The 23065-nt window shown below is 46.2% G+C and carries 19 protein-coding genes and 2 pseudogenes; 16 read left to right on the forward strand and 5 right to left on the reverse strand.

Annotation, left to right across the window (positions count from 1 at the left end; translation table 11 throughout):
- The first annotated feature begins 11 nt into the window (after positions 1-11).
- Together gyrB and KJB05_RS00070 are read left to right on the forward strand one after the other, a co-directional pair.
- Positions 12-2429 carry a DNA topoisomerase (ATP-hydrolyzing) subunit B gene (gene gyrB, locus KJB05_RS00065; protein WP_208444983.1) on the forward strand — a complete coding sequence of 806 codons (2418 nt, stop codon included), beginning with the start codon at positions 12-14 and terminating at the stop codon, positions 2427-2429.
- 552 nt (positions 2430-2981) lie between these two features.
- Positions 2982-3419: an Hsp20 family protein gene (locus KJB05_RS00070; RefSeq protein ID WP_005440850.1), complete on the forward strand. Its 438-nt coding sequence runs from the start codon at positions 2982-2984 to the stop codon at positions 3417-3419.
- A gap of 136 nt (positions 3420-3555) precedes the next feature.
- On the opposite strand, the gene KJB05_RS00075 is transcribed toward KJB05_RS00070, so the two are convergent.
- Complete coding sequence (locus KJB05_RS00075; RefSeq protein WP_208444984.1) at positions 3556-4809, reverse strand: valine--pyruvate transaminase; 1254 nt, start codon at positions 4807-4809, stop codon at positions 3556-3558.
- A 327-nt stretch (positions 4810-5136) separates the two neighbouring features.
- Here KJB05_RS00075 and KJB05_RS00080 point away from each other — a divergent pair, with 327 nt between their 5' ends.
- The 14 genes and pseudogenes from KJB05_RS00080 to KJB05_RS00145 all read left to right on the forward strand — a co-directional run bounded on the left by KJB05_RS00080 (position 5137) and on the right by KJB05_RS00145 (position 16511).
- Positions 5137-5355, forward strand: a complete 219-nt coding sequence (locus KJB05_RS00080; protein WP_009708042.1) for a Flp family type IVb pilin — start codon at positions 5137-5139, stop codon at positions 5353-5355.
- Between the two features lie 43 nt (positions 5356-5398).
- Positions 5399-5797: an A24 family peptidase gene (locus tag KJB05_RS00085; protein ID WP_208444998.1), complete on the forward strand. Its 399-nt coding sequence runs from the start codon at positions 5399-5401 to the stop codon at positions 5795-5797.
- 7 nt (positions 5798-5804) lie between these two features.
- Positions 5805-6611, forward strand: coding sequence for a Flp pilus assembly protein CpaB (gene cpaB / locus KJB05_RS00090; RefSeq protein WP_208444985.1), 807 nt, complete (start codon positions 5805-5807; stop codon positions 6609-6611).
- Between the two features lie 8 nt (positions 6612-6619).
- Positions 6620-7948 (forward strand): pilus assembly protein N-terminal domain-containing protein, encoded by a 1329-nt coding sequence (locus KJB05_RS00095; RefSeq protein ID WP_208444986.1) that lies wholly within the window; start codon positions 6620-6622, stop codon positions 7946-7948.
- A complete protein-coding gene (locus KJB05_RS00100; protein ID WP_208444987.1) occupies positions 7945-8415 on the forward strand; it encodes a hypothetical protein in 471 nt (156 codons plus the stop codon). Before KJB05_RS00095 ends, KJB05_RS00100 begins: the two co-directional genes overlap by 4 nt.
- Positions 8416-8433: 18 nt before the next feature.
- Positions 8434-9657 carry an ATPase gene (locus KJB05_RS00105; RefSeq protein WP_208444988.1) on the forward strand — a complete coding sequence of 408 codons (1224 nt, stop codon included), beginning with the start codon at positions 8434-8436 and terminating at the stop codon, positions 9655-9657.
- Between the two features lie 11 nt (positions 9658-9668).
- Positions 9669-10952, forward strand: a complete 1284-nt coding sequence (locus KJB05_RS00110) for a CpaF family protein (protein ID WP_208444989.1) — start codon at positions 9669-9671, stop codon at positions 10950-10952.
- Positions 10953-10955: 3 nt separating this feature from the next.
- Positions 10956-11871, forward strand: a pseudogene (locus KJB05_RS00115) (type II secretion system F family protein).
- Positions 11871-12758, forward strand: a complete 888-nt coding sequence (locus KJB05_RS00120) for a type II secretion system F family protein (RefSeq protein WP_208444991.1) — start codon at positions 11871-11873, stop codon at positions 12756-12758. The pseudogene KJB05_RS00115 and the gene KJB05_RS00120 overlap by 1 nt, the downstream one beginning before the upstream one ends.
- The gene (locus tag KJB05_RS00125; protein WP_208444992.1) at positions 12751-13515 is read left to right on the forward strand and encodes a secretion protein; all 765 of its coding nucleotides are present in this window, start codon (positions 12751-12753) and stop codon (positions 13513-13515) included. Before KJB05_RS00120 ends, KJB05_RS00125 begins: the two co-directional genes overlap by 8 nt.
- A complete protein-coding gene (locus KJB05_RS00130; RefSeq protein WP_208444993.1) occupies positions 13505-13990 on the forward strand; it encodes a pilus assembly protein in 486 nt (161 codons plus the stop codon). Before KJB05_RS00125 ends, KJB05_RS00130 begins: the two co-directional genes overlap by 11 nt.
- Positions 13965-14534 carry a tight adherence pilus pseudopilin TadF gene (tadF, locus tag KJB05_RS00135; protein WP_045380178.1) on the forward strand — a complete coding sequence of 190 codons (570 nt, stop codon included), beginning with the start codon at positions 13965-13967 and terminating at the stop codon, positions 14532-14534. Before KJB05_RS00130 ends, tadF begins: the two co-directional genes overlap by 26 nt.
- A gap of 1 nt (position 14535) precedes the next feature.
- Positions 14536-15864, forward strand: coding sequence for a pilus assembly protein TadG-related protein (locus KJB05_RS00140; RefSeq protein ID WP_208444994.1), 1329 nt, complete (start codon positions 14536-14538; stop codon positions 15862-15864).
- Between the two features lie 11 nt (positions 15865-15875).
- Positions 15876-16511 (forward strand): OmpA family protein, encoded by a 636-nt coding sequence (locus KJB05_RS00145; protein ID WP_208444995.1) that lies wholly within the window; start codon positions 15876-15878, stop codon positions 16509-16511.
- Here the strand turns inward: KJB05_RS00145 and KJB05_RS00150 are convergent.
- The 4 genes and pseudogenes from KJB05_RS00150 to glyS form a co-directional block, all read right to left on the reverse strand.
- Positions 16508-17887, reverse strand: coding sequence for an ATP-binding protein (locus KJB05_RS00150; protein WP_208444996.1), 1380 nt, complete (start codon positions 17885-17887; stop codon positions 16508-16510). The genes KJB05_RS00145 and KJB05_RS00150 overlap by 4 nt on opposite strands.
- 3 nt (positions 17888-17890) lie before the next feature.
- Positions 17891-18570: pseudogene (locus KJB05_RS00155) on the reverse strand (response regulator transcription factor).
- Positions 18571-18687: 117 nt separating this feature from the next.
- Positions 18688-20772 (reverse strand): alpha-amylase, encoded by a 2085-nt coding sequence (locus KJB05_RS00160; protein WP_208444997.1) that lies wholly within the window; start codon positions 20770-20772, stop codon positions 18688-18690.
- A gap of 216 nt (positions 20773-20988) precedes the next feature.
- A complete protein-coding gene (gene glyS, locus KJB05_RS00165) occupies positions 20989-23055 on the reverse strand; it encodes a glycine--tRNA ligase subunit beta (protein ID WP_005378875.1) in 2067 nt (688 codons plus the stop codon).
- Between the last annotated feature and the right edge of the window lie 10 nt (positions 23056-23065).

The following is a 23065-nucleotide window of genomic DNA, read 5'->3' on the forward strand; positions in this document are numbered from 1 at the left end:
GAGAGAAACTCATGTCTGAAAATTACGATTCATCGAGTATTAAGGTACTGAAGGGTCTGGATGCGGTACGTAAGCGTCCAGGTATGTACATCGGCGACACGGACGACGGCACTGGTCTTCACCACATGGTCTTCGAAGTGGTGGATAACTCAATTGATGAAGCGTTGGCAGGTCACTGTAAAGACATCGTTGTGACAATTCATGAGGACAACTCGGTTTTAGTTACGGATGATGGTCGTGGCATTCCAACAGAAATGCACCCAGAAGAAAAAGTATCAGCAGCAGAAGTTATCATGACGGTACTTCACGCTGGTGGTAAGTTCGACGATAACTCATACAAAGTATCGGGCGGTCTTCACGGCGTAGGTGTTTCAGTAGTAAACGCACTGTCTGAAAAAGTGGTTCTGACTATCCACCGCGGCGGTCATATCCATACGCAAACTTACCATCACGGTGAGCCTCAAGCGCCACTAGCAGTAATTGGTGATACTGACCAAACGGGTACACAGATCCGCTTCTGGCCAAGCGCTGAAACCTTCACAAATATCGAGTTCCATTACGATATCCTAGCAAAACGTCTGCGTGAGCTTTCTTTCCTAAACTCAGGTGTTTCTATCAAGCTGGTTGATGAGCGTGAAGCAGACAAGAGTGACCACTTCATGTTTGAAGGTGGTATTCAAGCGTTCGTTGAGCACCTAAACACCAACAAAACTCCAATCATTGAGAAAATCTTCCACTTCGATTTTGAACGTGAAGATGGCATTGCTGTTGAAGTAGCAATGCAATGGAACGACGGCTTCCAAGAGAACATCTACTGTTTCACTAACAACATCCCGCAACGCGATGGTGGTACTCACCTTGCTGGTTTCCGTGCTGCGCTGACACGTACGCTGAATACCTTTATGGATAAAGAAGGTTTCTCCAAGAAAGCGAAAACGGCAACATCTGGTGATGACGCTCGTGAAGGTCTAACTGCGGTTGTTTCAGTTAAAGTGCCAGACCCTAAGTTCTCTAGCCAAACTAAAGACAAACTGGTTTCTTCTGAAGTGAAGTCAGCGGTTGAATCAGCAATGGGTGAGAAGCTGTCTGAGTTCCTGATTGAGAACCCGACGGAAGCGAAGATGGTTTGTTCGAAAATCATCGATGCAGCTCGTGCTCGTGAAGCAGCGCGTAAAGCTCGTGAAATGACTCGTCGTAAAGGCGCACTAGACCTAGCTGGTCTACCTGGCAAACTTGCAGACTGTCAGGAAAAAGATCCAGCACTCTCTGAACTATACATAGTGGAGGGTGATTCGGCAGGCGGCTCCGCAAAACAAGGCCGTAACCGTAAGAACCAAGCAATCCTACCGCTAAAAGGTAAGATTCTTAACGTAGAAAAAGCACGCTTCGACAAGATGCTTTCTTCTCAAGAAGTAGCAACACTGATCACTGCACTAGGCTGTGGTATCGGTCGTGACGAGTACAACCCGGACAAACTGCGTTACCACAACATCATCATCATGACCGATGCTGACGTCGATGGTTCGCACATCCGTACGCTACTGTTGACCTTCTTCTACCGTCAAATGCCAGAGCTTATTGAGCGTGGCTACGTGTACATCGCTCAGCCACCACTTTACAAAGTGAAGAAAGGTAAGCAAGAGCAGTACATCAAAGATGAAGACGCGATGAACCAATACCAAGTTGCTTTGGCTCTTGATAACGCGTCACTACACGTAAACGCAGAAGCGCCAGCATTGGCAGGTGAAGCGTTAGAGAAGCTAGTTCAGCAATACAACGCAGGTATCAAACTGGCGGATCGTATGAGCCGTCGTTACCCAAGCGCGCTAGTTCATGAGCTAATCTACACGCCGCGTCTAACGGCAGAGCAATGTCACGATGCAGCAGCAGTAGAAGCGTGGACAAAACAGCTAGTTGAACAGCTAAACGCGAAAGAAGTAGGCGCAAGCCAATACAGCTTCGAAGTTGAGCAACACGAAGAGCTAGGTCTAAACCTACCTAAGATCATCGTACGTACTCACGGTGTGACGCACAACTACGCACTAAGCATCGACCTACTGAACTCGAAAGAGTACGGCAAGCTAGCGGATCTATCTGAAGCGCTAGACGGTCTGCTAGAAGAAGGCGCTTACATCAAGCGTGGTGAGCGTACTCAGCCAGTATCAAGCTTTGCATCGGCACTTGAGTGGCTAATCAAAGAGTCGCGTCGTGGTCTAAGCCTACAGCGCTACAAAGGTCTAGGTGAGATGAACCCAGATCAGCTTTGGGAAACCACAATGGACCCTGAGACACGTCGCATGATGCAAGTAACCATTGAAGATGCGGTAGGCGCAGACCAATTGTTCACAACGCTAATGGGTGACCAAGTTGAGCCGCGTCGTAACTTCATCGAAGAGAACGCGCTGAAAGTAGCAAACCTAGACGTTTAGTATCTTTGATACTTTGCTCTTTCGTTTAATTTCTGTGTCAGAGGTGCTCACATACCTTCGTATGCTCCGCGCCTCTTCCTTGAACTAAAACGAAATAGCTTCGTCTCAAAAAACTAAATTTTTAAAGGACTACCAGAAATGGTGGTCCTTTTTTGTTTCCGATGTTTTCATTATTTTTCAATTGTCTGGAGCGTCATCCTCAAGAGGGAGGAACGACCGAGTTGGGGATCTCTAAAAGCGTATAGAAAATTTTTTAATTCGATCCCTTGAAACTAATTTGCTCCAACCACATATCTATTGTTGAAGAGGAAAGCTGTCTTGCTCAACAAGAGAAGAACAGCGCCTCTGGAATCGCTAAACGAGATCGCTCAGGAGAGGATACTCAGTATTAGCACACAACTTTACCCTAGATTCGACTTCATGTCCCCGCACCTAAAGAGTAGGTCAGAGGAATGAATCATCGGATCCCTTAGCTCGGCGCTTTCTTGCATAAATGCGCCACGTGGATGACCTTCATCTGGGCTAAGACTATTGCTTAAAAGAGGATAGATTATGCGTAATGTAGATTTCTCACCACTATACCGTAATGCAATTGGCTTCGACCGTCTGTTTAACCTGATGGAAGCAAGCTCTGCGAAGAACACTTCTGGCGGTTACCCTCCATACAACATCGAGCAAAAAGACGAGCACAACTACCGTATTACTATGGCAGTCGCTGGTTTTGCTGAAGATCAGCTCGATTTGACTCAAAACGAAAACATGTTGATTGTGAAGGGCGAGCGTAAAGCCGAAGAAGGTAAAAACTACGTTTACCAAGGTATTGCGGAGCGCGATTTTGAACGTAAATTCCAACTTGCGGATTACGTAAAAGTCGTTGGTGCATCAATGGAAAACGGTCTACTTCATGTTGATTTAGTTCGTGAAATTCCAGAAGCGATGCAACCGCGTAAGATTGCTATCGGTGGTAACAACCTGATTGAAAACAGCTAATCAGCTAAAGACACTTCAGTTAACCACACGGTTATAGAATGAGAAAGAGCGCCTTCCATTATGGAAAAGGGCGCTCTTTTTAGTTTGGGGCTTTCAAAGCCGCAATTTCAAAGAGAAGCGGCTGTGTTCAATCGGTCTATTTACCTTCGCGGTAAGCCTTTTCCACTTCTTCTGCGATAATCGCAATGCCTTTTTGCATCATCTCATCATCTTGAACGTAGTTCATACGCAAGCATTGGTGTGCATGATCCCACTCGTCCTTCTGGCCAATAAAGAAGTATTCACCCGGAACAATCAAGACCCCACGCGCTTTCAAGCGTTGGTACAGTTCCATTGTCGTAATTGGCAGTTCATCAAACCATAGCCACAAGAAGATAGCGCCTTCTGGTTTGTGAATACGGAAGCGCTCATCGGTAATCGCTTCTTGGAGCAGTTCAACTGCACGTTGAGACTTCTGCTTGTAGAATGGCTTAATCACCTCAGAGCTCAGTTTAAGCAGGTCGCCTTTGCCAATGATGTGGTTTGCTAGCGCTGGACCAACACTGCCCGGTGCTAGGCTGATGATGCCGTTCATATTGGTCAACGCTTGAGTGATTTCCTCACTCGCAATCACAATGCCACAACGCACGCCCGGCAAGCCAAGTTTAGATAGGCTCATGCACAGGATGGTGTTTTCATTCCAGAATGGCTCGACATCTTCAAAGATGATATTTGGGAACGGCAGACCGTAGGCGTTATCAATGATCAGCGGAATGTTGTTCTCACGTGCTAGCTTGTCCAGCTTACGTACTTCTTCGTCTGTCAGTACGTTACCCGTTGGGTTGGTTGGGCGAGACGCGCAGATTGCCGCAACAGAGTCATCGACTTTTAGCTGCTCAAAATCGACGTGGTATTTAAACAGACCGTTATCTAACAGCTCGATCTCTGGGTGGTAAGAGACAAAAATATCTTCATCAATGCCCGCGTCGCCATAACCGATGTACTCAGGCGCGATAGGCAGTAGCACTTTCTTGTGCGAACCGTCTGGCTGTTTACCTGCCAACAAGTTGAACAAGTAGAAAAAGCCACTTTGGCTGCCGTTAGTTAGGCTGATGTTTTTCTCGGAAATATCCCAGCCGTAAGTTTCACGGAATAACTGAGTCAACGCTTTAACGAACGCGTCTTTGCCCTGCGGACCATCGTAGTTGGCGAGGGCGGCGACAAGCTCCCCACTGGCGAGCATTTCCTCACTGGCTTGGCGAAAGTAATCGAGCATGGCAGGAATGGCGGCAGGGTTACCTCCACCGAGCATGATGGCACCTGGTGTGCGCAGACCATCATTCAAATCGTCCATTAACTGCGTGATACCTGAATACTGATTAAATTTTTCACCAAACTTAGAGAACTGCATTTGTCGTTATACCTAATTCATTGTGATTGCTTTATGTGTCTTAACGCCAGTCTTTGACTGGTCAATAGGATAATCCTTGACCTTACCTTAATGTCTATACGACGCAAAGTGTGAATTAAGCCGAAAAAGAAAAAATCGGACCACAATGATTTTTGTTGTGATTAAGTAAACGTTTTCCTATGCGAAAACTGAATCCAACCTGAATGAAACCTCGCTATCTGTCAGAGCAGTGTCAGGTACCATCGTCTAGGTTTGCTCAAAATCTCCTCAATTCTTACTATCCCCTCCGTCATCTTTTTGACGTGTTAGAAAAATTGAGGAGTCAAAATGTTTACTAACCTATTTGTAAAAACACAACTGTTCATCGAATCATTCAAAAACGACGAGCGTGGCGTAACAGCAATTGAATACGCAATCCTAGGCGTGTGCATGTCTGCAATCGTACTAGCAGTATTTAACGATGCACTACGTGAATCTCTACAAGGTGCTATCGATACCATTTCAAGCAACATCACGGCTGCGAACTCTGCTCCCGCTGCTGGCTAATAGCTTGTTGGGAAAACTATGGTGGCTACTTCCCCTTGCCACCATGGCTTTTATAGCCAGTTATCAAGACATCAAATACCGAAAAATACCCAATGGAGTGGCGTTAAGTGTTGCTTTGCTGGGTGTTTTTTTTGTCTTGAATAAAGGGGAATACAGTCACGTTCTATCTTCAATGGCGATATTGGTGATGGGGGGCGTACTGTTTCAACTACGAATCCTCGCAGCGGGGGACAGTAAATTACTGGCGGCATTTGCACTGATGATTGCGCCGCAGTACTTGCCGTTGACGATTTGGTTGATTGTCACTTTGGGTGGAATGCTCGCTCTAACGCAGTGGCTCGTTAGCCAAATCGGTAATCATCCTGCTGGGACGGAAAGAGGTGTGCCTTATGGTGTGCCCATTTGTCTCGGAAGCCTGTTTGGCATCGCTGCATCTTTATAGGTGAACCATGAATTCAAAAGTCATTCTTGTTTTGGCGGCGATCGCCATTTCAGTCGGGCTTTATGGCGTGACTCAATCACAGCCACCCGCTCCGGTTGTTCAAACACAACATCCACAGAAAGAAGAGAAAAAATTTAAAGTCTGGACGTTAAAGCGCGACCTAAAACGAGGCGAAGCATTGCAGCGTCGAGACTTAGTGATTGAGTACTTAACCGAATCACAAGCGGCACAACAAGGGATTGATAGCGATATTAAGCTCGATTGGAGCAAGCGCCTAATTGCGGTTGAAGCTCTGAATCAAGGTGAATGGGTGACGCAAGAGGTGCTGACTTCGCCGGGAGAAAGTGATTACCTCTCGACCATGGCTAAGCCTGGTTACGCTCCGTTCAATATCACAGTGCCGGGTGATGATGTCGTAGGAGGAACGATTGCCGTTGGTGATTTGGTCGATATCTCAGTGATTTCCACCATGGATCAAAACCTCTCAGCAGACAACACCGTGTCGGATATTGAACACCTGACCATGACTCCGCTGATTGCTCAAGTTCCCGTACTGTACATGATCTCGAAGCAGCGCCTAGTTAGTACATTAACCGATCAGAAAACCACTGATGTCACTCTCGTTTTGCAAGTTACTAACCGTCAGTTGGCTAAGTTGTCGGTAGCAAAACGCATAGCAGAAATTACGGTACATAAATCGATTGGCGAGCAATTTGTGGATGAATTGCATGCGAACTCAAGCGATGTGATTCGCTTTGCTGATGAAAGGCAAACGACGAAAACCCAATCGATCAAAGAATATCGATTCAATTAGGAGGCAAGATGAAAACCATAACTCGATTTAGCATCTATTGCTTAATGCTTGTTTCCACGGCTTTACAGGCTCAGGGCATAACGACGCTTTCGGCTGGTGGCGCGAGAACCTTATCGTTTAAAGCTGAAGTTGATTCGGTGTTTGTTTCTAATCAAAAAGTGGCGGACTACCAAGTTATCGATACTCACAAGGTGGTGTTACTGGGTAAATCAGAAGGTGAAGCATCGTTCATTGTGTTTGACCGTGATGGTTCTGAGCTTATCAACCAAACCCTGATTGTCAGCAAAAGCTACCGCAATATTGAGCAGCAAATTCAAGTGCAGTATCCATATTCTGATGTTCAAGTTAACGGTATTGGTAGCAACGTTGTACTGAGTGGCAGTGCCGTTTCAGACAATGAACGCGATAACATCTACACCTTGGTGGGTGAGTTGTTGGGTAAGTCTTTCACTAACCATGATTTTGAAATGCCAGAACTCGATAGCTCGACTGACGACCTTCAAGTGGACTTTATGTCTCGCCCTACCTATCAAGGTGTGGTGAACAACATTGAAGTTACTGCGACGAAGCAAGTCAACGTTAAGTTGACCATTGCAGAAGTCTCCCACAGCTTTATTCAAGACTTTGGTATCAAGATGGGCTCTGGTGGTGATGTTGGCATCTTTGTCGATCAGTTAACCAGCTTCAGTGCTGATGACATTGTTTCTGTTATCTCAGCTGTCGGTTCAGACAAGGTCGGCCAAGTACTGGCAGAGCCAAATCTGTCGGTGATTTCTGGAGAGCAAGCAAGCTTCTTAGTCGGTGGCGAAATGCCAGTAGTAACGGTGGTCGATGGGGCTAGCGATGTCGATTACAAAGAATTCGGTGTGCGATTAGACCTGATGGCGAAAGTACTGCGTGATGACAAAATTAAATTGGCATTGTCCCCCGAGGTGAGCTCTTTAGATAACACTTACACCAGTGAAGTGTTTGATTTGCCGGCTTTCAAAACCCGCCGAGCACAAACCACGGTTGAATTAGGTGATGGTCAAAGCTTTGTTCTGGGTGGCCTGCTTAATAGTGAAGAGCGCGAATCACTGACACGAATTCCTTTTATTGGTGACATTCCTGTTTTGGGGGCGCTGTTTCGCCACACAGGAACAGAACGTAACAAAACTGAGCTGATTATTGTGGCAACCGTCAACTTGGTGAAACCAGTGAAAGCCAATCAGATCCAGCTACCAACCATGGAAAAAACCGGCACGCTACGACGTTTCTTCGCGCTTGATGGCAGCTATGACAAAGCTCAAGACCAATGGGCTGGTGAAGTTCTTAATGCGGGAGGTTTCCGTCAATGAAAAACTGGATGTTAACTCTACTGGCTATCGCGTTACTGTCTGGTTGCGCTGATCATATTGTTGAACCTCGCGGGACCAGTATCGCACTCAAACCAACAGAATTTAGCTTTGCGGTACAAAGCCAGGATGAAGTCTACGCCATGAATAAGCTTGCTCAGTTTGTTCGCAAGTACCCGAATCAAACGGGCAGTAAATGGAAGATCACTAGCTATAACGCACAAGGTAAGAAGCTGGCACAGCAATACCGTAATACGTTGATTAAGCAAGGTATTACTGCCGAACAACTGGTAGTCGAATACAGTACTGAGCCTCACCGTTTTGATGTGCAGGTATCGGTGATTCAGCTTCAGGCTCAACTTGAAATATGTCACCAAGAAGTTATCGGTGATTACGGTTTGGGTCACCTAGGTTGTTATACCGATGGCAGCCGCTGGCAGTCGATGGTTAATCCGCAGAATGCGCTTTGATATTGAGGAACACTCATCATGTTTGATTTAGTAGATAAGTTGAGTAAAAGCACGCCGAATCACACTCAACAAAAAGAAAATAAGTGTGCGTTCTTATATCAAACCGCTGCGTGCAAAGACTTAGTCCATAAGGCGTTTCGCTTTGAAGGTTTGGTCGAGCCAATTACGGTGAACAACCAAGAAAAAAACTACCCGGAACTGCATGCGCACTCAAGTGTGGAAGTGGTGATTGTTGAACTAAATAAAAGCCAAAGCGTGGTTGAAGACGCAAAAAACATTGCCCATCAACTGCCTACCCATGTATCAGTTGTTGTGGTTGGTTGCGAAGATGCGATCTCAACCATTCGTGCGTTGAAGCAGCTTGGTTTCTATTACCTATTTTGGCCTGCAACCGACAAAGAAATCATGGAGTTTTACCATGGTGTACGTCGGAACCGTCAGCAGCAAAGTGGTGTAGCTTCGAATCGAAAAGCAAAACAAGTGGCTTTTCTTGGCGTTAAAGGCGGTGTTGGAACGTCTCTGATTGCCAGTGAAGTAGCACGCTCATTGGGGCGTCATCATAAAACGCCTACCTTGTTGGTTGATCACACCTATACCGGCAGCAATATCGATGTGCTTTTAGGTTTGCAGAAGTTCAGTAAACGTAGTGTACGCAAAGGTACTTTGGTATCGAGCATTGATGGTGATTTCGCCACTAGCTTAGTGCAACGTCTGGAACGAAACCTAGCTATTTTGGGTTTGGAGTCGGATGCGTTTACGCGTGCTGAGCTGCATGAATATACCCAAGCGCTCAAAGAGCAAGTGGTTAAGAGCCATTCATTTGTGATTGAAGATTATTCACATACCGTCACCACAAATGAAGAGTTCGATCGAGCGGTGGCTGAGATTGATACGTTAGTGGTTGTGTTTGATGCCACGGTGTCGTCGCTACGAGAGTTAAACCGTGTAGTGTCCGAGCTAGAAATGCGCTATCCCGAGCTGCCGCTTCTTACCGTGATGAACCAATCGCGCCCAGATAATGCGGCCTCAATCAGTATGTCTGATGTCAGCAAATATTTCGGTCGCAAAGCCGACTGCAAAATTGAGTTTGACCACAAAGCGAACCACTACCTACTTCAAGGCCATCAACTGATTGATACTAAATCAGAAATGCAACAAGGCTTGAGTGACTTAGTCGCACTGCTGGTGGGTGATAAGCCGCAACAAAAACGTTCTTGGGTACAAGAACTGTTTAATCGCTAAGGGAGTAGGGAATGCAACATTCAAAACAAACCTACATCCATCTGCGTGACCAAATTTTTAATGCCTTGGATGCATCAGCACTAGAAAGCTTATCGAAAAGTGACTTAGAACGTCAGTTAAGTAACGCGGTAGATATGTTGGTTGGTCGCGACCAGCTATCAGTTTCTTCACTGGCGAGAAGTGAATACGTTGTTAGCATGATCCATGAACTGGTTGGTCTAGGGCCGTTACAGGTTCTGATGGATGATGACACTATCACTGACATCATGATCAACGGCCACCAGCAAGTGTATGTCGAGCGCTTCGGTTTAGTGCAGCAAGCAGATGTGCACTTTCTTGATGAAAAGCAACTGGCGGATATCGCCAAGCGTATTGCTAGTCGTGTTGGTCGTCGTGTTGATGAGTCGTCACCAACCTGTGATGCGCGTTTAGAAGATGGCAGCCGTGTGAATATTGTTCTACCTCCAATTGCTATAGATGGTACAGCGATATCGATTCGTAAGTTTCGGCATAAAAGTATTGGTTTTGATGACTTAATCGAGTTTGGTGCTTTGAGCCCTGAAATGGCGAAGTTACTGCAATTAGCAGCGCGCTGTCGTCTGAATATTCTTGTCGCCGGTGGTACAGGTTCAGGCAAAACGACGTTATTGAATGCCCTGTCGCAATACATCTCGCAAGGTGAACGAGTGGTGACGATTGAAGATACCGCTGAGCTGAGACTGCTTCAGCCTCATGTGGTTCGCATGGAAACTCGAACAGCAGGCATCGAAGGTACCGGTGAAGTGAACTCACGCGACTTGATGATTAACTCGCTGCGTATGCGTCCAGATCGCATCATCGTTGGTGAATGTCGTGGTGCTGAAGCGTTTGAAATGTTGCAGGCGATGAACACCGGCCACGATGGTTCAATGTCAACGCTGCATGCTAACAGCCCACGAGATGCCCTTGCTCGAGTTGAGTCTATGGTCATGATGGCAACCAATAACTTGCCACTAGAGGCGATACGTCGCTCTTTAGTGAGTGCGGTCGATCTGATTGTACAGGTTAACAGACTCCATGATGGCTCTCGTAAAGTCATGAGCATTACTGAGGTGCTCGGCATGGAGGGGAAAAATGTCGTGTTGGAAGAGTTATTCAGTTTCCAATCAAACCCTTATAACAACGATGGAAAAATCACTGGCCGCTATGAAACAACAGGGGTGATGAATCGCTCAGTGTTGTTCGAAAAAGCACGTTTCTATGGAGTGGACAAAGAGCTTGCTGACACCATCAGCGCTATCGAAGCAGTGGGGTAAGCCATGTATTGGTTCATTTTAATCGGTGGTGTTGCGCTGATTATTGTCGCCTTAATGGGCGAAAAAAATAAACGTCTTGATAGTTACCTAACTCAATACCAACAGCGTAACCGTGTAGAAACAAACTTGACTCGTCAAGCGGTGAACTTTGCCAGTTTGTCAGACAGAAGCTTACGCCAAGGCTTAAAAACGCGTTGGGATAATTTAAAGCGCCAACTGGGCCGTTTAGCTCTGCTTAAAATAACGCTCTACACCATGTTGGTCATGGTGCTGGCTCTAGTAGTGAATAGCACATTCACTCGCTTTGCGGTTTATGAGTTATTGCCCTTTGCGGTGCTATTTGGCTGGTGGTTTGGTTATCAATGGCTACAGAAGCGTGAGCAAAAGCAGTTTGATGAAACCTTTCCGGATGCATTGAATATGCTGGCAAGCGCCATCAGTGCGGGAGAGAGCATTGGCCGCGGCATCATGTACGTGGGTGACAATCTCGAGGGTGAAGTGGGACGTGAATTCAAGTTGATGGGTGAGCGTTTAAAGATGGGTGAGTCGATTGATGACGTGTTTCGTAAAGCTTGCCTACGCTTCCCAAACCCAAATTTCCATTTCTTTGTTATCACGTTGCGCGCCAATATGCAGCGCGGTGGTCAGTTGAAAGAAATCATGACGCGTTTGAATCGTCAGATGTTTGAAGCTCGAGCGGTGGAGAGAAAGAAATTTGCGTTGACGTCAGAGGCTCGTATTTCAGCAAAAATCGTTTCGGCGACGCCGTTTTTCTTTCTGTTTTTTGCAGTTTTTAAGTCCTGAGAACTTCGAGTTCGTGATGTTTAACCCCGAAGGTCGTCCGCTGCTTTATTACTTAGTAATTAGCGAAGCGATTGGTATGGCGATCATTTGGGCACTAATGAAGAGAGTGAAGTAATGATGACACAAGCGACGTTTTGGCTGTTTTTCTCTCTCGTTGGTGTCAGTTTCGGCGTACTTCTGCTCGTCTACTGGGTGCTAAACCACTTCGGCTATCAACGCCGAGTGGCAAGAATCGTTCGCCAACACAAAGGTGATCAACAAGAAGAGTCTCGACTAGAGTCGATACTGTCTCCGTTATCGAACTTAGTAGAGAAACGAGATGCGAGTTTGTCACAGCGCTTACACCTAGCTGGGATTGATAACCCCAGTGTCGCCGCTTGGTTTGCACCATTGAAGTATTCGGCCTTGCTGCTTGGTGAATTGCTGATTGCCGTGTTGGTCTTCACGTTAGATATCGCAACTAACTATTGGATTGCTCTTGCTGCCTCTTGGGCTATAGCAGCCATCTTATTGCCAGATATGTGGTTGGAGATGCGTAAGGTCAACCGTCAACGACGTATCAGTCGCAGTTTGCCGTATTTAATCGATCTCATGGCGATATGTGTTCAGACCGGCATGTCAATTGAAGCGTCGTTGAAATACTTGGCGATAGAGATTCAAAGTTTTAACCCTGAGTTGGGCAAGTTATTGGATAACACCAATCAGCGTGCCCGAATTGTGGGCATGGAGCGTGCGCTACAAGAGTTGTATCAGCAAGTGCCATCGTCTGAGATGCGCAGTTTTATGCTGACGCTAACTCAAAGCATGCAGCACGGCTCATCCATCTACACCATGTTGACGACATTGTCCGGCGATATTCGTGAAGTGCAGATGTTGGAGCTTGAAGAGCAAATAGGGAAGTTGGCGGCCAAGATGTCGATTCCGTTGATTGTTTTCATCTTGATTCCACTTGTTTTTGTTATCACCGCTCCTGGGGTGATGAGGATGATGTCCCATGTTTAAAAAAATTCTGATTTGTTTGTTACCAGCAATGCTCGCAGCGTGCAGTTCTACCCAGCAAGCGTGGCAACAGCAAGACTCCAAAGAAGCCATTTACCAGAAAACTAACAACCACACTCAATTGGTGGCTTTGTATAAACAACAACTTCAACAAAGCGATGATGCGCAAGTGCGTGAGAAACTGGCACAGAGTTATTTGATGTTAGGTGATGCCGAATCTGCGTTGTTCTACATCAAGCCTCTAACCGAACAGTCAACAGTGAGTGTCGATACCTTGCTAATCCAGGCGCAGGCTTATGGTGAGTTGGCGCAATACCCTGCGGCGATCAGCAGTGCAAAAGCGGCATTGGAAATCGAACAGAGCAATGCGGAAGCAGAAAATTTACTGGGAACTTATTACGGCTATAACTACCAATATGACTTGGCTCGTCGCTATTTTGAGCGTTCACGCGAACACTTCTTTGATGGGGTAACGGTCAACAACAATCTTGCGGTACTTGATATTGCTGAGGGTCAGTACAAACAAGCGATTCAGCGCTTACTGCCACTGTATAAAAATGGTCAGGCAGATGAACAAGTGATGGCAAACCTGACACTGAGCATGGCAAAGGAAGGCCAGTATGAGTTTGTAAAACAACTACTGAGTGAGAAGTACAGCAACCATCAAATAGACAGTATTTACCGTGCTCTACGCAGTTATGACCCATTAAAAGCACAACAGAAAGTACAAGTGTTATCCGGAGCTAATCGTGAAAGCTAAGCAACGTGGCGTTGCCAGTATTGAGTTTGCGATAGGGTTCTTCGCTTTTTGGTTAATGTGCATGGCGTGGGTTGAAATGAGCTATATGTCTTACATTTCAGCCGTTAATGATCTCGCGATTTCTGAAATCTCACGCATCGCTAAAAAGCGCAATGACGATTACATGCAAACGGTTCAAGCGGTGTTGAATCGAGAAGGCAGCATTTGGAATACCGCGGTAGATGTTGAGCGTTTTCGTGTTTCTATCCAATACCTCGACAACATCGAATCACTCACGGCCTACACCGAGCAGTGCGAGTTAGCTCCGGAGCAAGCCAGTAAAGAGTGTGGTGATGCGGAGAATGCGGCGCTCGCTGTGTACCACATCGATTACAACTTCCAACCTATCTTCAGCTACTTCCTTGGCTTACAAGGCACCATGAGCCGAGAGATGGTGGTGGTACAAGAATATGAGCGATCTCAATTTGGTATCTAATTATCGCCAAGGGCGACAGAAACAACGTGGCACCTTCAGTATTGAGTTTGCCATTGTCGGTATTTTCTTCAGCTTATTATTGGCCTTCAGTGGTGATGTGATTATTAAGCTGTCGGTAAAAGGGAAGTTGGACCGATTGACCTATTCGCTAGTTAATGTGGTGAAAGAGCGCACTCAACTTTATGGTGCGGATTATGAGCTTTCAAAAGAAGAAGCCGATGATGTCGATACCATCACTCGCCACTCATTGGAACGCACGTTTGGTAACTTTCAAGTCAGTCAGTATGGCTTACAAGTTGAAGAGTTAAGCTTTGCCGCAGTGGATAAACCCAATCCAGTGATCATCGAAAAACGTGGTGCGATAGATTGCCAAGTGGGGGAGCACATCAGTTCGTTGGGCTCCTTATCTGTGGTGAGTAATCGAGGTCGCCAAATGCCGCTGTATCGTGTTTCTGTTTGCTATGAAACCGACAACTGGATTGGCAGTTTGCTGGGTGTTGAGTTCACGCGGGTTGAATCTGATGCTGTCGTGATCGGGAGGTAACATGCCACATAGTATTCAAAAGTACTCTAGTTTGAAAAAGCAAAGCGGTCATGTCGGTATGTTATTCGCCATGATTATACCTATCCTGTTTGGTGTTTTCATGCTGGGCTCCGATGGGGCGAGAGCATTGCAGACCAAAGCCCGCTTAGAAGAAGCAGCAGAAGCGGCGGTGCTGGCGGTTTCTGCGGAAGATTCCGAAAATCACACGTTGGCACAGAACTATATTGAGCATTATGTGTATGACGTTGATGGAATTGAAAATTTAAAAGTGCAGCGTTTGTCCTGTGATGAGATGCCAGATTGCCAGGCTGGGCTATCAAAGGGGCAAGCGCGTTACTTTGAGTATCGTGTCGCGGGGGAAACTCGCCATAAATCTTGGTTTCCTGGTCAGGGGGTGATGGTTGGTTTTGGAGAAACTTTCGATGTTACTGGAAGCTCTAAAGCACGACGTTATCAAGGTCAGCCTGTCGACATTACCTTTATCGTCGACTTTTCTGGTTCGATGAATGAAAACTGGAGCGGTGGTAAGAAAACCAAAATCGAAGATCTCAAAGACATCATCGAAAAAGTAACCGATGAATTAGAGCAATACAATGTATTAAACGTTGAGCACCCACATCGAGTTGCTATCACGGGATTCAACCGCCGCACTATCAATACAGGTAATAACAACAAGCTGATTATTCGCGATCAGCGTATCACTAAGTATGACGCGGATGGTTGGGACAAAGACGATACGTTTTATCCGCAAAAGACCATTAATAACCAATTTGTGGTTAAGGGAGCAGCGAAGCGCATCCCAAATGAAGATGATTTAGCGGAGTTCTATGACATTTTCTATACCACGGACTTTAATAGCTTTACTCGTCAGGTGAATAGCTTTAAAGCCTCCGGTGGTACGGCCTCGCTGCAAGGCATTATTCGAGCAGGGCAAATCGTCACTCAACTAGCAAAGAACCCCAAGCAGTTGATCATTATTTTGTCCGATGGTGAAGATTTTAATCACTATGCTGGGCAAACCGAAGAACTCGTTGATCGCGGTATGTGTTCGAACATCCTCAATATGATTAATGGTGGAAAAGTGACGGCAGATGGAGCCAGTGATTCGATAGAGGTCATTAATGGCGTGAGCCAAGGCATGAAAACACCAGAGGGCGAACAGATGAGTGCCAGTATGTCGGTGATTGGTTTTGATTATGAATTGAATGCCAATGTGGGCTTACGTAATTGTGTTGGGGCGGACAACGTCTACAAAGCAGAAAATACCGATGACATATTGAATCAAATCTTATCACTGATCACCGAAGAAGTCGGTCACCTAACCTTGTAGAGAGCAATACAATGAACAAGTTAATTCTGGCATTAGCCGTGAGCTTATCTATGCCATCATTCGCACAAGATAACACTAATCAAGCGCTGTATTACTATTGCCAGCAAGGGCAGAATCAGTATCAAGAATCGATGTCTCTCGGGCATCAAACGGAAGTGAAATACCATCAAGGTCCGTTTATGCAGATTACCGTTAATGGTGAACAGAGTGCTCTTGAACCTATATTACTGTCTCAGTTGGAACAAACTGGCATCGATAAATCCTGTGCAACCTACCTATTGAGCCGTGCACAACTAACTGAGAATCAGCAGGGCGAACTTGCTGCCCGAGTGCTGTTTGAGTTTGATGAAGCGAGCTTAAACACTCAATCGAAGTTCATTCTCACTCAGTTGAATCAGCAACTGAAGCAGAGACCTCAATCTTCATTACTGGTGGTTGGGAATACGGATGCTAAGGGCAGTAATGGATATAACCTAACGCTTGGTCTAAAGCGTGCGAACTCTGTGGCTCAATATCTTGAAGGGCATGATGAAGTAGCGTCTTCTTCGCGCTCTGATGGCGAAACGCACCCAGTGAGTAGTAATGCAAATACTCATGGGCGCGAGTTAAATCGCCGTGTTGATATTAACGTACCAACGCAAGGCTAACGGTAAGGTAACAGTATCTTTAAGCTCGCACCCATGGATGGGTCGCTTGGTGTTTCAAACCAAATAGCGCCTTTGTAACTGTGTACAATCTCATCACACAACGCCAAACCCAATCCTGTTCCCGGATTTTGCTCATCAGCACGCACACCGCGTTTAAATAAAGTCTCGCTTATCGACTCATCCACGGCAGGGCCGTCGTTGTTAAAGGTAATGATAATCCCTTCCTCGGTGTTGTTGATGAACACATCGATCCGCTTTTTAGCATAGCGATACGCATTCTCCAATACGTTACCAAATACTTCCATCACGTCCGCTTTACTCATCGGCAGAGTCTGATCATTATTGATAAACTGTTCGACGCGAATACCTTTATCCATGTGGACTTTATCAAACATCAGCAGCAAGCTATTGAGGATAGGTTTGATTGGAGTGGCATTCTCTACAATCCCTTTCACGCCCAATGATGCACGCTTAAGTTGGCCTTGAATCACATCATCCATCTCTAATAACTGTTGGTTGATGTCGTGAATTTTACCTTCTTCAATATCGTCTAATAAGGCTTGCGATACTGCGACTCGTGTTTTCAAACTATGTGCGAGATCGTTTAATGCTCGGCGATAGCGCTGTTCGTTTTCTTTTTGCTGGAACATCAGTTCATTGAGGGCCTGCGTAATTGAAGTCAGATCTTCAGGGTAATCTCGTTCGAGTCTTTCTTGTTTGCCATGCTTGATGCTTTCAAGCTCCTTCTCTAGACGAGATATTGGAGCAAAGCTGGCTTTGTAGATAAGAATAATGAGCCCAGTCAGTATGATGAAAGCACCAAAAAGTCCGAAAATGACGTGATACTTTAATTGTTTGAGTGGGGCGACTTCATCCTCTACCCGTTTGGTGAAAATAAGCCGACCATTTGGATTGTACTCAGTTTTGTGAAGTTTAATCGTGTGCACAACGAAGGCTGCACCACTGGGTTTCTCAACGAGCTGAATCGAGTTTATTGGATAGTTCATATCCTCGCAGAAGTTATCGATTTTGGGTGGAGTAATCCCCATGGATTTGAGGTGTTTATTGCGCTTCTCAATATTAATCGATGTCCACAGTTGCTGGTTGTTTTCATCACACATGATGACTTGCGTTGTGGTTTTGCGCTCAGTGTAAACTCGCTCCCACTCAGAAAGTGGGGGGAAAATGTTCGAAGAAACGATCTTATTTATGGTGGGAGGTACATCAAATAGGATTTCAGCGGAGTATCGCTCGATCAATTGATGCTTTTTGTAATTGTAGTAGAACCAACTCGATACTAATAATGAGCTTAGAACCAGCAAAATGGCACCAGCAAAAATGTTTCGACGAAAGCGAGTTCGATACAACCTTCTCATTGGCTACTTTGCCTCTAGCTCAAAGCGATAGCCTTGGCCACGAATAGTACTAATTATTTTGTTGTCAGTATGCACAGCAAGCTTTTTGCGTAAACGTGAGATGATCACTTCGATATTGTTCAGTTGTACGCTCTCTCCGGCATCGTAGAGTGAGTCAGCAATCTGTTCTTTGGAGATAACTTTCTGGCGGTGACGGATAAGATACTCAAAGATTTGATATTCCAACGCGGTGAGATCCAGTACGTTGTCTGCATAGCTTATGCTTTTCGCTTGAGTATCTAATGCTACTTCACCTGCCCTGATGGTACTGGTGGAGAAGCCTTGATAACGACGGACAAGCGCTTCTAAGCGAGCCATTAACTCTTCAAACTGAAACGGCTTGGTGAGGTAGTCATCAGCACCAGAGTTCAGCCCTTCTACTTTATCTTGCCAATCGCCACGAGCGGTCAATATTAGGATTGGTACATTAATCTCTTTGCGGCGGATCTGCTTTATTAAGGTGATACCATCAAAATCAGGTAAGCCAAGGTCAATGATCATGGCATCCGCATTGGGGTGTTTTTGAATGGTTTGCAGGCAAGCGGATGCGGTTTTATCGGCATACACCGTATTGCCACGATCTTTGAGCTGCGAAGCTAATGGTGATTGAGAATTTCGTTGTCTTCGACCAGTACGACTAACATGAACAACCTAATCAATGGATTTCATAATTGGATTAACCTTAGCATTCAACAAAAAAAAGGGAAGCCATGCCTCCCTTTAAACCTTGTTAATTCACCACATTCTTGTTGCTGAGCAAGTTACTCACCGGTGTAAACAATCAGCACCTTGTCGTCTTGGTATTGGCGTTCAAATGCGTAGTAACCTTCTTGGTTACGAGTGATGTGCTTACCTTGAGCAACCGCTGGGTGGCGTTTACGGAATTCGCCCAACTTTTGCCAATGTTGCAGTAGATCTTCTCGCTCGCCATGAATCTTATCCCATGGCATATCTGAGCGTGTGCCTTGGTGGGCGTCTGAACCAGTAATGCCAAAATCACGAGCTATCTCATCACCGTAATAGATCTGTACTGCACCGGGAGCCAGCATCAGAGCATTTGCTGCACGTGCTTGGTCATCAAAGCTGCGGCTGCGCGCTGACCAAAACAGTTGTGTATCGTGTGAAGACAAGTAGCTCAACACGTTGAACTCAGGATCGGTATTGATGCGCTCTGCATAGCGGCGGTAATCATTATCAAGTTGAGCGAAACACTTCAGCGCTTTTGGTGCTACATCAGATTGGAACTCGAAGTTGATGATGGAATCGAAGCCGTTATCGAAATACGGGCTCTTCACTACGCTGTGTGCCCACACTTCACCTGTCATCCAGAAAGGTAGGTCATCCAAGGCTTTGTCCGGGTTGTTTTGCTTCCACTGAGCAAGCGCCTGAGTGGTGCTGGCTTTCAACTCTGCCCACGCTTCCATTTCAACGTGTTTAGCGGTGTCGACACGGAAGCCATCAATGCCATAGTCGCGCACCCAATCGGATAACCAGGTAATCAGATGCTCACGTGGGGTTTGTAGCTCATCTTGCGCATTGGTGTTTTTATTGCGGAAGAAGTTTGGTAATCCGGTTTTCTGAGTCGATTCGGTTTTGAGATCCGGTAGGTAGTTCAAAGACATGGTGATGTCGTTGTAGCCCGGAGCATCGTAGTCACCAATGTCGGTGCGGATCCAATCTTTGCCCCACCATTTATCCCACGCTTCGCTATCACCGTATTTGATGTAGTCGTTGAAGCTATGCCAGCTTTGCCCTGATTTTGGCTGCCAGTCGGTCCATTTTTCACCGAGGACTTCTTTGGCTTCTTGGGCATCAAGGTAAAGCTGACCAAATCCGAATTCCTGCATGTCTGCTAATGTCGCATAACCTGTGTGGTTCATGACGACATCCCAAATTACGCGGATGCCTTTCTTGTGGGCGGTATCGACGAAGGTTCTGAGTTCATCTTCGGTACCCATGTTGGCATCAAGCTTGGTCCAATCTTGGTGGTAGTAGCCGTGATAGCCGTAGTGCTTAAAGTCGCCTTTATCGCCGCCGCCAACCCAGCCGTGGATTTGTTCCAGTGGCGAGGTTATCCAGATAGCATTCACACCAAGTGATTCGATGTAATCGAGTTTTTTCGTTAGACCCGCTAAGTCACCACCGTGGAAGGTGCCAATCTCGTATTTTCCATCTTTGCTGCGACCGTAGCTGTTGTCGTTGTCTGGGTTGCCATTGTAGAAGCGGTCGGTCATGACGAAGTACACCGTCGCGTTATCCCAGCTGAAAGGTTTATCGGCTTGCTGTTCAACTTCTTCTAGCAGCAATAGACCTTGGCTCATAGGACCCGGTTGCATGGTGACGGTGCCATTGGCGACTGTGGCTTCTTGTCCGGTTAAGGCATCACGAACGACAGTGCCATCATTAAAGGTTTGAGCAACGTTGATGGTTTTTGGCGCGTCAGTTGCGACAGGGCAAGAGTAGGTGATGTCCTGAGTCTGTTTTGGTTTGATTTTTACCGTCAGCTCGTTGGTGGTTGGATTGAGCGTAAATTGATAGGTATTGGCTTTGAAGATGCGCAGCGGCATTTGTGCATCAGTGGCGCAGTTATCCATTTTTAATGGACGATTGAACTTGATGCGATCTTCTTCTGTTAGAGCAAAGCTACTGCCACAAGTTTGCTTGCTGTCAGCAATGGTAAAGGTATAACTGCCTTTTTCGAGTCTTTGCTCGGCGACAAGTAAGCCTTGTGAGTTTTCCTCAAAAACAGCGGTGTCATCACCAACGCTTAATACGATGGCATTTTCTGGAATCTGGCTGCAGGCGCTCAGTAGACCGATAGAGAGTGCGAGAATTGTTTTTTTCATTGTGTCCTTCCCCCGAATAAACAGTCCAGTTATAGCAAAACTGTGCCTCTACAATCGAGCTCTACACCAACAAGTTAAACGCGTCTCACCCTACAAATTTTAGTCTTGTTCACAAAATGAATAATAAGCGTCACCTTCATCGGTTTGAAGGCAACAAAAAAGGGAAGCATCTGCTTCCCTTTTACTTATTTCTTAATTACTTCTAAGAGTAATGAATTACTTTTGAAGCAAAGAAATGTCCGCGATCTGTAGGAACAGGTTACGCAGGTTGTTCAGTAGTGTCAGACGGTTCTTCTTAAGTGCTTCGTCGTCTGCCATTACCATTACGTTATCAAAGAATGCATCAACTGGTTCACGTAGGTCAGCTAGCTTGCTTAGGGCTTCTTGGTAGTTACCTGTAGCAAATGCTGGCTCTAGCGCTTCCGTCATTACTTCAACGCTTTCTGCTAGTGCTTTCTCTGCGTCTTCTTGTAGAAGTGCTAGGTCGATGTCTGCTGCTAGTTCGCCGTCGAATTTCGCTAGGATGTTACCTACACGTTTGTTCGCTGCTGCTAGAGACTCTGCTGCTTCTAGTTCACGGAAGTGAGAAACCGCTTTAACTCGTTGGTCGAAGTCTGCTGGTTTCGTCGGACGACGCGCTAGAACCGCTTGGATGATGTCTACGCTGAAGCCTTCGTCTTGGTACCAAGCACGGAAACGACCAAGCATGAACTCGATAACGTCTTGTTCAACGTTGTCGTTGGTTAGGCGGTCGCCAAACAGTGACTTCGCTTTCGCTACTAGGTCAACAAGATCTAGGTTGTAGCCGTATTCAACGATGATACGTAGTACACCTAGAGATGCGCGGCGTAGTGCGAATGGGTCGCTGCCTTTAGGCGCTTGACCAATACCGAAGATACCTACGATAGTGTCTAGCTTGTCTGCCATTGCAACTGCAGTTGAAACGCCGTTTGATGGCAGTTCATCACCTGCGAAACGAGGCATGTATTGCTCGTTCAGTGCTACTGCAACTTCTTCTGCTTCACCGTCGTGGCGAGCGTAGTGCATACCCATAACACCTTGAGTATCCGTGAATTCGAATACCATTGAGGTCATTAGGTCACATTTTGCTAGTAGACCAGCACGCTTTGATTTCTCAACGTCAGCACCGATTTGCTCAGCAATGTAGCCAGCAAGTTCTGTGATGCGGTCTGTTTTGTCTTTGATCGTACCCAGTTGCTTTTGGAAGATCGCTTGCTCTAGTTCAGGCAGACGGTCGATAAGCGGACGCTTACGGTCTGTGTTGAAGAAGAACTCTGCGTCAGCAAGACGAGGGCGAACTACTTTCTCGTTACCTTCGATTACGTAACGAGGCTCTTTTGATTCGATGTTCGATACGAAGATGAAGTTAGGTAGTAGCTTCTTGTTTTCGTCGTAAACAGGGAAGTATTTTTGATCACCTTTCATGGTGTAAACTAAGGCTTCAGAAGGCACTTTTAGGAACTCTTCTTCAAACTTCGCTGTTAGTACCACTGGCCATTCAACTAGAGACGTTACTTCTTCTACTAGGTCATCTTCTAGGTCAGCGATACCGCCAACCGCTGCTGCCGCTTTTTGTGCGTCAGCTAGGATGATTGCTTTACGCGCTTCGTAATCTGCCATTACTTTACCGCGCTCTTCTAAGATCGCAGGGTATTGTTCAGCAGAATCGATAGTGAACTCTTGCTCACCCATGAAGCGGTGACCACGGATAGTGCGGTCAGAAGCGACACCAAGGATCTCGCCTTCGATTAGGTCGCTGCCCATTAGCATGGTTAGCGTCTTAACTGGACGGATAAATTGAGTCGTTTTGTTACCCCAACGCATTGGTTTTGCGATAGGTAGGTTTGCTAGTGCTTTCGCTGCAAGTTCAACTACGATCTCAGACGTTGGCTGACCTTTCACTTCTTGTTTGAACAGTAGCCATTCACCCTTGTCTGTAACCATGCGCTCTGCTTGGTCAACCGTGATGCCACAACCGCGTGCCCAGCCTTGAGCCGCTTTTGTTGGGTTGCCTTCCGCGTCAAACGCTGCAGAAACCGCAGGGCCACGCTTCTCAACAACTTTGTCAGACTGGCTGTCTGCTAGTGCTGCCACTTTAAGTGCAAGACGACGAGGTGCTGCGAACCATTTCACGCCTTCGTGAGCAAGCTCAGCGCCTTTTAGTTCTGCTTCGAAGTTTGCTGCGAATGCTTCAGCTAGAGTGCGAAGTTGCGTTGGTGGTAGCTCTTCTGTACCTAGCTCGATTAGAAATTCTTTTGCCATGTTACTCTAC

The sequence above is a fragment of the Vibrio sp. B1ASS3 genome (genome assembly GCF_905175355.1).
Classification (GTDB): domain Bacteria; phylum Pseudomonadota; class Gammaproteobacteria; order Enterobacterales; family Vibrionaceae; genus Vibrio; species Vibrio owensii.